This window comes from Desulfocurvus sp. DL1XJH-121 (genome assembly GCF_054819825.1).
The window spans coordinates 1-10,310 of record NZ_JBTVWW010000046.1 but is presented as its reverse complement, the minus strand read 5'-3'; the positions used below and the strand labels follow the sequence as shown (position 1 = coordinate 10,310).

Genomic DNA, 10,310 nt, shown 5'->3' with positions numbered 1-10,310 from the left:
GTGCGTGATCAAAACATGAAGACCAACGACATTCCGGCTTGACGAGAGACACACATGCTCTGCAATCCCCTGCCCCCTTTTTGGAGTGGGGGCGTTACCGGGCCAAAGATGCTGCTGGACACCGCCAAGGCGTGTCCTCCCATGAAAGCCATGCGAGTCGGCGGGGCAGGGGCTTTGGCGGGGCTACGCGATACGCCTCCGCGTCGCGCCGATGATCTGAGTTGTTGGACGCCAAGTTGCTGTTGCGCAAAACCAAACGTGCCCTCCCACCCTCCCGCCGCGTTCCGCAACAGGTATGAGGGGGTGGTTTTGGGGGAGGGTATTTAGTGTTGCGGGCGCGGGGCGCGGGAGAGGCGCGCTCCCTTCGAAGGATTTCCCCCGCCGCGCGGCTTCGCCGCAGAGGCGGGACAAATCCAGGCGGTCGCACACCTCTCCCGCGCCCCGCGCCAGGGCACCGACGGAAAGCCTCCCGGGCCGAGAACGCGACGGGGAAAAAGAAGAAGTATCCTACCTGACGATGTGGAAGGGGTACTGGCTGAAATCATACCTTGCCCCGTGCCGGCGCACTGCTTGCGCCAAACCCTTCGGGACTCCCAAAGCCCCGGCGCGCTGCCCGGCGCAGCGGCTGTGATGGAAATCAGCGAAGCGAAGCCGGGCTCGTGCGACGGGGCGGCATCACCTGTGCCGCGACACGAGGGGAAGAATCAACAAGGGACCGCACCACCGTGATGCCTCAGCGCCCCATGCGGGTACGGGGGGCGCAGCGGCTGTGATGGTAATCAACGAAGCGAAGCCCCCCGTACCCGCCCGGGGCGCGGCCGCGCCATCTCCCCCATCATTCCCGACAAACAAACGCCCTACCCGCGAGGGAGCGCGGCGGGAGGGGAGGGAGGGCACCAGTGGTTTTGCACCACGACAAAAAAAGCCCGGCCCCCCATCCTCCAAACCCATTTTATGGAAGAAGCGACTCGTTCACCGGCCCGTTTTGTCCATTGACCCGAAATCCTTTCATACCCTGGATTTCCCTGGTATTCTCGACTTCGTTCAAGGCTTGAGAACGGAGACATGCACATGTTGCTTGGAATAGACGTAGGCGGGACGCACACCGACGCGGTGGTGCTGGACCGGGGCAAGGTTCTGGCCGAGGCCAAGGTGGCCACGGACCATGACGATCTGCTGACATCCATCCGCGCGGCCCTGGGGGCGGTGCTCGAGGGCGTGGACCCCGGGGACATCCGCACGGTGAACCTGTCCACCACCCTGTCCACCAACGCCATCGTGGAGAGCAAAACCGAGGAAGTGGGCCTGCTGGTCTCGGCCGGGCCGGGCATCGACCCGGAAAACTATCGCGTGGGCGGCCGGTTCCACGTGCTCTCGGGCTCCGTGGACCACCGGGGCACCGTAATCGCCTCCCTGGACCCCAACGAGATCGAACAGGCCATGGAGGAATGCCGCGCCGCGGGCATCCGGGCCTTCGCCGCGGTGACCAAGTTCTCACCGCGCAACCCGGACCAGGAAAACGCCCTGGCCGCCGCCCTGGACGGGCGGGCCGACTTCACCACCCTGGGGCACACCCTGTCTGGGGTGCTCAACTTCCCCCGGCGCATTGCCACGGCCTACTTCAACAGCGCGGTCTGGCGCACGTACAACGATTTCGCACTGGCCGTGCGCGAATCTCTGGACAAATTCGGGCTCGACGCCGACATCAACGTGCTCAAGGCCGACGGCGGCACCATGCCGCTCTCGGCCTCGGCCCAGTTCCCGGTGCAATCCATCCTCTCGGGCCCGGCGGCCAGCGTCATGGGCATGATCGCCCTCTGCGACATCCGCGAAGACTGCGTGACCCTGGACATCGGCGGCACCACCACGGACATCTCGGTGTTCGCGGGCGGCTCGCCCGTGGTGGAGGAGGAGGGCATGACCGTGGGCTCGTACCCCACCCTGGTCAAGGCCCTGAAGATCCGCTCCATCGGCGTGGGCGGCGATTCGCGCATCCGCGCGCGCGCCGACGGCACCGTGACCGTGGGCCCGGACCGCCAGGGCCCGGCCCTGGCCAACTGCGGCCCCAAAGAGGCCGAGGGCAGGCGGCCCTGTTCCGCCGCGCTCACCGACGCCCTGAACTACCTGGGCCTGTCGGATTTCGGTGACGTCGAGGCCTCGCGCGCGGGCATCGAAAAGCTGGCCGAACTCTGGGACATGGCCCCGGAGCGCCTGGCGCGCAAGGCCGTGGCCCGGGCCGTGGGAACCATCCGCGAGGCGGCCCGGGACATGGTGGACGAAATCAACGCCAAGCCCGTGTACACCATCCGCGAAATCTTGAAGGGCAAGCGCATCCGCCCGGCGCGCTGCTACGTCATGGGCGGCCCGGCCAAGGCCATGGCCCTGCAGCTGGAACAGGCCCTGGAAATGCCCGTGGACCTGCCCGGACACCACGCCGTGGCCAACGCCATCGGCGCGGCCCTGACCAGGCCCACCGTGGACCTGGAGCTGTTCGCGGACACGGAAAAAGGCCGCATGTTCATCCCCGGGCTGGACGTGGCCCGGGACATCCCGCGTTCCTACACCCTGGACCAGGCCCAAAAGGACGCCCTGGCGGCCATGGTCGACTACCTGGCGGGCGCGGGCGCACAGGGCGTGGAGCCCGAGATCACCGAGGCCGAGTCCTTCAACATGGTGGACTACTCCGGCACCTCGGGCCGCAACATCCGCGTCAAATGCCAGGTCCGTCCAGGGATCGTCACCCAGGCCAAGGACTAAGCAATTTTGCCTCCGGCGGCTCAAGGGGGTACCCCCCTTGAGAATCCCTACAGGGGCATATTTCGGACCACACCCCACCCAAATAAAAAGGTCTTTTGGGAGGGGAGGGGGGTCCGGGGGGAGGGGACCCTTTTCTCCTCAAGAAAAGGGTCCCCTCCCCCCGGCAAGCCCCGCATAACGGAGCCATCCATGTTGGAAGCCAAGAACAGACTGGGCATCGTATTCTTTCCGGCCTTTGACTGGGCCATCAGCCCCACGCATCCGGAACGCGAGGAGCGCCTGCTGTACACGCAGGACCAGCTGCGCGAGGAGGGGCTGTTCGACATCGACGGCGTGACCGAGCACAAGCCCGAGGTAGCCGAGCTCGCGGACGTGGAGCGGGTGCATTTCTGTCTGCCCGACGCGCAGTCCATGGTCACCAAGTCGCATCTGATCTCCGCGGGCGGGGCCATCACGGCCGCGCGCCTGGTGATGGAGAAGGAGCAGGACAAGGCCTTCGCCATGGTCCGGCCCCCGGGGCACCACGCCATGCGCTTCGTGCACGGCAACCGGGGCTTCTGCAACGTGAACATCGAGGCCATGATGCTGGAGTGGGTCCGCGAGGCCTACGGCCAGCGCCGCGTGGCCATCGTGGACACGGACTGCCACCATGGGGACGGCACCCAGGACATCTACTGGAACGACCCCAACACCCTGTTCATCTCCCTGCACCAGGACGGCCGCACCCTGTATCCGGGCTCGGGCTTTCCTCTTGATCTGGGCGGCCCGGGCGGCTTCGGCAAGACCATCAACATCCCCCTGCCCCCGGGCACGGGGGACGAGGGCATCCTGCACGTCATCGACAACGTGGTGCTGCCGCTCTTGGCGGACTTCAAGCCCGACCTGGTGATCAACTCCGCGGGCCAGGACAACCATTTCTCCGACCCCATCACGAACATGAACTTCTCGGCCCAGGGTTACGCCCTGCTCAACGAGAAGCTGAATCCGGACATCGCGGTGCTGGAGGGCGGCTACGCCATCCAGGGGGCCCTGCCCTACGTGAACCTGGGCATCTGCCTGGCCATGGCCGGGCTGGACTATTCCGGGGTGCGCGAGCCGTCCTACGACCCCGCGCGCCTGCGCCAGGATCCCAAGATCACGGACTACGTGAAGCGCCTTTCCGACGAGATCCGCGAACTGTACTTCACCCCCCCGCGCGACAAGATCCAGGGCGAGATGACCGCCGAGGGCTTCCTGGTGCGCCACAAGGACATCTACTACGACACCGACGGCATCAGCGAGTCCCAGGTGCAGTCCACCCTGGTCTGCGACCACTGCCCCGGGGTGGTGCGCACGGAGTCCTGGTCCACCCTGAACCCGCTCTCCGTGGGCGTGGAGATCCCCATCGACGCCTGCGAACGCTGCCACGCCAAGGGCCTGCAGCTGTTCGAGGAGGCCCAGGTCAAGGGCAGCTACCGCTACATCCAACTCATGGACCGCAAGGGCAGGAACTACCGCCAGTTCGGCTTCTAGGCTCCCGTCGCCGCGACGGTTTTCCAGGGCCGCAACCCCGCGCGGGGGATGCGGCCTTTCGCGTTGCGCCCCGGACAAATATCGGCGGAGCAAATGAAAATTTCTTGACATGATTTTTACTAAACAGATAGAAATTAGACATTGAATTGTTCTTTTAGAAAATCCAGACCCGATATTTAAGGAACAACCATGAACAGAGCCGACCGCAAGGATCTCCCGGAACAGGACCAGCGTCTTGTGTCCCTCCTGGCCGAGGACGGCCAGCTCTCCGCCGGGGCCCTGTCCGAGCGCATGGGCGTGACCAGCCCCACGGTGCGCACCCGTCTGAAGAATCTGCTACACTCGGGCATGCTCAAAGTGGCCGGGCTGGTGGATCCCATGAAAATCCGCGGCCTGGAAGTGGCCCTGGTGGGCATCAACGTCCAGACCCATTCCAAGATGGACGACATGGTGGAGAAGATCGCCAACCTGGACAGGATCAACTGGGTGGCCGTGGTCACGGGCCGCTACGACATCATCGTCGAGGCCACGCTCCTGGAGGGCATGGACGACCTCTACAGCTTCATCAACGAGGACCTCTCCAACCTCGGAGGGGTCAGTTCCTCGGAGTCCTTCATGGTCATGAAGGCCAAGCGAAAATGGATACTGCTGCCGCGCTCCGTGCGCGACCGCTTCAGCAAATAGCCGACCCGCCCGCATCGCGGGATAAACAAATCTAAGAGAGGGCAAAGCCATGATTGTTGGAATTCCCAAGGAAATCAAGACGTTGGAAAATCGTGTCTCCATGACCCCCGGCGGGGTGGAGACCCTGGTTCGCCGTGGCCACACCGTGCTGGTGGAGGCCGGAGCCGGCGTGGGCAGCGGCCTGGCCGATGCGGAGTACGAGGCCGCCGGCGCCAAGCTGGTGACCGCCGAGGAGGCCTGGGCCGCCGAGATGGTGGTCAAGGTCAAGGAACCCGTGGCCGCGGAGTACAAGTTCCTGCGCGAGGACCTCCTGCTCTTCACCTACCTGCACCTGGCCGCCGACAAACCCCAGACCGACGCGCTCCTTAACGGCGGCACCACGGCCGTGGCCTACGAGACCGTGCAGCTGCCCGACGGCTCCCTGCCGCTGTTGACCCCCATGAGCGAAGTCGCCGGCCGCATGGCCACCCAGGTGGGCGCGCACTACCTGGAGAAATCCCAGGGCGGACGCGGCATCCTGTTGGGCGGCGTGCCCGGCGTAACCCCCGGCGCGGTGGTCATCCTGGGCGCGGGCATAGTGGGCACCAACGCGGCCAAGATCGCCCTGGGCATGGGCGCCCAGGTCACGGTGCTGGACATCAGCCACAAGCGCCTGACCTACATGGACGACGTGTTCGGCGGCCGCCTCATCACCATGACCTCCACCGAGCCCAACATCCGCAAGGCCGTGCAGTTCGCCGACCTGCTCATCGGCTCCGTGCTCATCCCCGGCGCCAAGGCCCCCAACCTGGTGACCCGCAACATGATCTCCACCATGAAGGAAGGCTCCGTGGTGGTGGACGTGGCCGTGGACCAGGGCGGCTGCATTGAGACCACCAAGCCCACCACCCACACCGACCCCACCTTCCTGGTGGACGGCGTGGTGCATTACGGAGTGACGAACATGCCCGGCGCGGTGCCCCGCACCTCCACCTTCGCTCTGGCCAACCAGACTCTGCCCTACGCCATCAAGCTGGCCGACAAGGGCCTTGAGGCCATCAAGGAAGACCCGGCCCTGCAACTCGGCCTGAACACCCACAAGGGCAAGCTGACCTTCGCCGCCGTTGGCGAGGCCTTCGGCATCGAAACAGCCGCCCCCCTGCAGGTTCTGTAACCACGGTACCGCGCTTTGAGCATTCGGGCCCCCGCTTCCGGCAAGGAGGCGGGGGCCCTTGTCTTGGGCCGACAGGTTATCAGCCCTTGCCGGGCAAGGGTTCTCCGCCTCCCGGGCAGGAGGCGAAGACTGTTCCCCGGACGCAAAATCCGCTCCCCGAAGCCAAAAGCCGCATGGGCGGCGGGCCCGTGCGCATGGCCGCCCAACATGCCGGGACTTGACAAAACACGGCCGCGCGGCACATGGAAGCCGGGGAACCCTTGGCTGATGAGCGTTCCCCCGGAGCCCGATGAAACGAATCCTCTTCCTTGTTGTCCTCTGCCTGGCGGCTAGCGCCGCCTTGCCCATCCCCGGCCTGGCCTTCGGCCCGGGGGAGAGCGGCTTGCGCCTGGTCTACGCCGAGCGCGCGGGCGACGTCTCCACCAGCAAGGAATACCTGGTGGAAAAAACAGCCTCGGGCTACCGCATCCAGCTTTTCAACCAGGGCGTGAAGCGGACCATCGTCTGCGACGAGAACCTGGACACCGTGCTGGAGGAATACGCCGCCCCGGACAGCGGGGACGAGCTGACCTTCCGCCGCCAGGAGGGCGGCCTGCGCCTCACGGGCACGCTGGACGGCAAATCCATGGACCAGGAATTCCCCATGGACGGAGTCTGGTACGGCTCGGTGCTGCTGCTCAGCGACTTCGTGCTCTCCGGCCGGGAGAAGACGGAGTTCTACGTGACCAAGCCCGAGGAGGAGCAGGTGGTCAAGCTGGTGGCGATCCGCGAAGGCACGGAAGAGGTGAAGGCGGGGGACAAGAGCTTCCAGGCGGTGAAGGTCAAATACACCGTGCCGGGCATACGGGGCATGTTCTGGAAGTCCTACTACTGGTACAGGGCCTCCGACGGCCTGCTGGTGAAGACGGAGGAGACCCGGGGCATGCCCGGGACGCCCACGGTGCGGGCCGAGCTCATGACCGAGAGCGAACTGCCCGCGCAGCCGTCCCTGGCGGCGCTGCGCTAGTCGGCGTTGTCCCGGGGGGCGGATTTGGGCCGGCGCTTCTCGCCATAGGCCACCCGCGCCTCCCAGACCTTGTGGCCGACCTTCTTGCCCAGATCGGCCTGGCGGGACTTGAGCAGGGCCTCGGCGGCCTCCTGGTTGCCCTCCATCTTGAGGAGCGTGGCGCTTTCCAGGTCGCGCAGGTACCGCTCGCATTCATGGACCACGCCCGAGAGATCGAGCTTTTCCAGTTCCTCGGGCACCCTGACGGATCGGACTTTGCGCGGCATGAGGGACCTCCTGCCATCCGCAATACAAGATGATGACGATTTGTCAACAGGAGCCCCGGTCGATCCCGCCGCAGGTGAAGAATACGGATTTCAACACGGCTTGTAGCCAAAACAGGCGAACCATGGCAGAATCCAAGCGATTCGCCACGCACGACTTTGAGGAGGAAAAACGACATTATGAGTGAAAACGGCAGCATTTTCGGGTTGAGCCCCAAGGGCGGCTCCCCGAAGAAGCCCGCGGAAAAACCGCGCCCGGAGAGCGACAAGGAACAGCAGGCCGCCCAACAGCAGGCCCCCAAGGAACCCTCCAAGGACGACGGCCCCGCCGAGCAGGAATCCAAGCAGCCCCAGGACGCCGCGCAGGAGCCCAAGATAGAGGCCCCGCGCAAGAAGCGTCCCCCCAGAAAAAGAAAACCCAAACCCAAGACCGAGCCTGCGACCGCCGAGGCGGCCCCGGCCCCCGACGTGCTGCCCGAGACCGCCCAGGGCCCAGCGTCCGTGGAGGCCCTGCGCTACGCCATGTCCTTCCGCGAAGCGGCCAGGGCCGGACAGGCCGACGAGGAGCCCGAAGCGATCGCCCCCGAGGAAGCCGACGAGGCCGAAGCCGCTGAAGCGCCTGAGGCTCCGGCCGGGCCGGCCGAGGAAGAGGCTCCAGAAGCCCCTGAAGCCGAAGAGCCCAAGGCCCGCACCCATGTCGAGGCCTATGCGGCCTCGCGCCCGGACGACGTGGTGCAGCCCGAGGACTCCCTGCCCGAGACCAGCCTGGAGGAACTGCCCCAGGCCCTGCAGGACGCCTGCAAGCGCGCCGGCTGGAACCAACTCATGCCCGTGCAGGCCATGGCCGTTCCCTATCTCCTGTCCGGGCGCGACCTGATGATCCAGTCGCGCACGGGCAGCGGCAAGACGGGCGCCTTCACCCTGCCCATCCTGGACCGCATCGATCCCGAGCTGGATCAGTGCCAGGCCCTGGTGCTGGTGCCCACGCGCGAACTGGCCGTGCAGGTGGCCCACGAGGCCGCAGCCCTGTCCAAGGACACGGGCGTGCGCATCGCGGCGGTGTACGGCGGCACGGGCTACGGCCCGCAGCTGGACGCCCTGCGCGAGGGCGCGCACATGGTGGTGGGCACGCCCGGCCGCGTGCTGGACCACCTGCTCAGGCGCTCCCTGACCCTGGACGAGATCCGCATCCTGGTCTTCGACGAAGCCGACCGCATGCTGTCCATCGGCTTCTACCCGGACATGAAGCAGGTCCAGCGCTACCTGCCCGACCGCAAGGTCAACATGTTCATGACCTCGGCCACCTATCCGCCGCACGTGATGCGCCTGGCGGGTGAGTTCATGGAAAAGCCCCAGCTCCTGTCCCTGTCCCACGACAACGTGCACGTGGCCAACACCCCGCATTGCTTCTACGAAGTCAACGCCATGGAAAAGGACAGGACCCTGGTGCGCATCATCGAGACCGAGAATCCCGCCTCGGCCTTCATCTTCTGCAACACCAAGCAGAACGTGCACTACATCACCGCCGTGCTGCAGCGCTTCGGGTACGATGCGGACGAGCTGTCCGGCGACCTGAACCAGAACAAGCGCGAGCAGGTCCTGGGCCGCATCCGGCGCGGGGACCTGCGCTTCCTGGTGGCCACGGACGTGGCCGCGCGCGGCATCGACATCCCGGACCTGTCCCACGTGATCCTCTACGAACCCCCGGAGGACCACGAGGTCTACATCCACCGCGCGGGCCGCACGGGCCGCGCCGGAGCCTCGGGCGAGGTCATCTCCCTGGTGGACGTGATGGAGAAGCTGGCCCTGGAGAAGATCGGCAGGACCTACAAGATCAACTTCGAGAAACGCGAGCCGCCCACGGACGAGGACGTGCAGAAGATGGTCTCCCATCGCATGACCGCGCTCCTGGAAAGCCGCATGCGCGGCCTGGACAACGTGCAGCGCGAGCGCCTGTCGCGCTACGAGGCCCTCACCGCCACCCTCAACGAGACCGAGGACGGCCGCTCCCTGGTGGCCATGCTCCTGGACAACGTGTACATGCCCACCCTGCGCAACGCGCCCGCCGCGCCCACGGAAGAGCGCAGGTCCGGCGGCCAGCAGCGCACACGCAAGCCGCGCCCGCCCAGGGACGACAGGCCGCAGGAGCCGAGCCGCACCGAGGCCGCGCCCGGGGCCGGGGCCGACGAGGCCCAGGACGACCCGTCCAAGCCCAAGCGCAAGCGGCGGCCGAGAAAGCGCAGACGCAAAAAGCCCGGCGAGGGCGGCGGCGAGCCGAACGGCAACATGGCCTAGGGCGCGAAGACAAAAAACAGCAGGGGAGACCGATGAGGGCTCCCCTGTTTTTTTGGGTAAGGGGGGCCAGCCGGTTCAGGCGCTTGCGCATTTGAACCAGCTGGCAAAGGGGCCAGGGGGCGAGCCCCCCAGGCCCCTGGACTCCCCTGCCCCCCTCTTGGGGTGGAGGCGATACCGCACCCACAAACAAAACGGAGACGCCAAGGCGTGTCCAACCATAATGCCACGCGTGTCGGCGGGGCAGGGGCTTTGGCGGGGCTACGCGATACGCCTCCGCGTCGCCCCGATGATCTGATTGGCCGGACGCCAGCCTGTTGTTATGCAAAACCAAACGTGCCCTCCCGCCGCGTTCCGCAACAGGTATGAGGGGGGGCTTTGGGAAGGCTCAATGGTGCTGCGGTCGCGTAGCGCGGGAGAGGCGCGCTCCCTTCGAAGGATTTCCCCCGCCGTGCGGCTTCGCCGCAGGGGCGGGACAAATCCAGGCGGTCGCGAACCTCTCCCGCGCCACGCGCCAGGGCACCGACGGAAAGCCTCCCGATCCGAAAACGCGACAGGGAAAAATAAAGGGGCTGTCCTAGCTAAGAGCTTCTACAGCCGTTTTTTAGTCCATTGTTTCAGTTGGTTGAGTAGTCTCTTGTGG

7 protein-coding genes are annotated in these 10,310 nt (G+C 66.1%); 6 read left to right on the top strand and 1 reads right to left on the bottom strand.

Annotation, left to right across the window (positions count from 1 at the left end; all coding sequences use genetic code 11):
* Nucleotides 1-1,071 precede the first annotated feature (1,071 nt).
* The 5 genes from ACYYG1_RS17120 (at nucleotide 1,072) to ACYYG1_RS17100 (ending at nucleotide 7,112) form a co-directional block, all read left to right on the top strand.
* On the top strand, nucleotides 1,072-2,757 hold the full coding sequence (locus tag ACYYG1_RS17120; RefSeq protein ID WP_461211551.1) for a hydantoinase/oxoprolinase family protein: 1,686 nt from the start codon (nucleotides 1,072-1,074) through the stop codon (nucleotides 2,755-2,757).
* Nucleotides 2,758-2,946: 189 nt separating this feature from the next.
* A complete protein-coding gene (locus tag ACYYG1_RS17115) occupies nucleotides 2,947-4,269 on the top strand; it encodes a histone deacetylase family protein (protein WP_461211550.1) in 1,323 nt (440 codons plus the stop codon).
* Nucleotides 4,270-4,458: 189 nt separating this feature from the next.
* A complete protein-coding gene (locus ACYYG1_RS17110; RefSeq protein ID WP_461211549.1) occupies nucleotides 4,459-4,953 on the top strand; it encodes an Lrp/AsnC family transcriptional regulator in 495 nt (164 codons plus the stop codon).
* A 49-nt stretch (nucleotides 4,954-5,002) separates the two neighbouring features.
* Nucleotides 5,003-6,106: an alanine dehydrogenase gene (gene ald / locus ACYYG1_RS17105; RefSeq protein WP_461211548.1), complete on the top strand. Its 1,104-nt coding sequence runs from the start codon at nucleotides 5,003-5,005 to the stop codon at nucleotides 6,104-6,106.
* Nucleotides 6,107-6,395: 289 nt separating this feature from the next.
* Entirely contained in the window at nucleotides 6,396-7,112 is a 717-nt protein-coding gene (locus ACYYG1_RS17100) for a hypothetical protein (protein ID WP_461211547.1), read from the top strand.
* Here the strand turns inward: ACYYG1_RS17100 and ACYYG1_RS17095 are convergent.
* A complete protein-coding gene (locus tag ACYYG1_RS17095) occupies nucleotides 7,109-7,378 on the bottom strand; it encodes a hypothetical protein (RefSeq protein WP_461211546.1) in 270 nt (89 codons plus the stop codon). The two genes, ACYYG1_RS17100 and ACYYG1_RS17095, sit on opposite strands and share 4 nt — an antisense overlap.
* A gap of 177 nt (nucleotides 7,379-7,555) precedes the next feature.
* Between ACYYG1_RS17095 and ACYYG1_RS17090 the strand changes: the two genes are divergently transcribed.
* Entirely contained in the window at nucleotides 7,556-9,670 is a 2,115-nt protein-coding gene (locus tag ACYYG1_RS17090) for a DEAD/DEAH box helicase (protein ID WP_461211545.1), read from the top strand.
* Nucleotides 9,671-10,310: the final 640 nt, after the last annotated feature.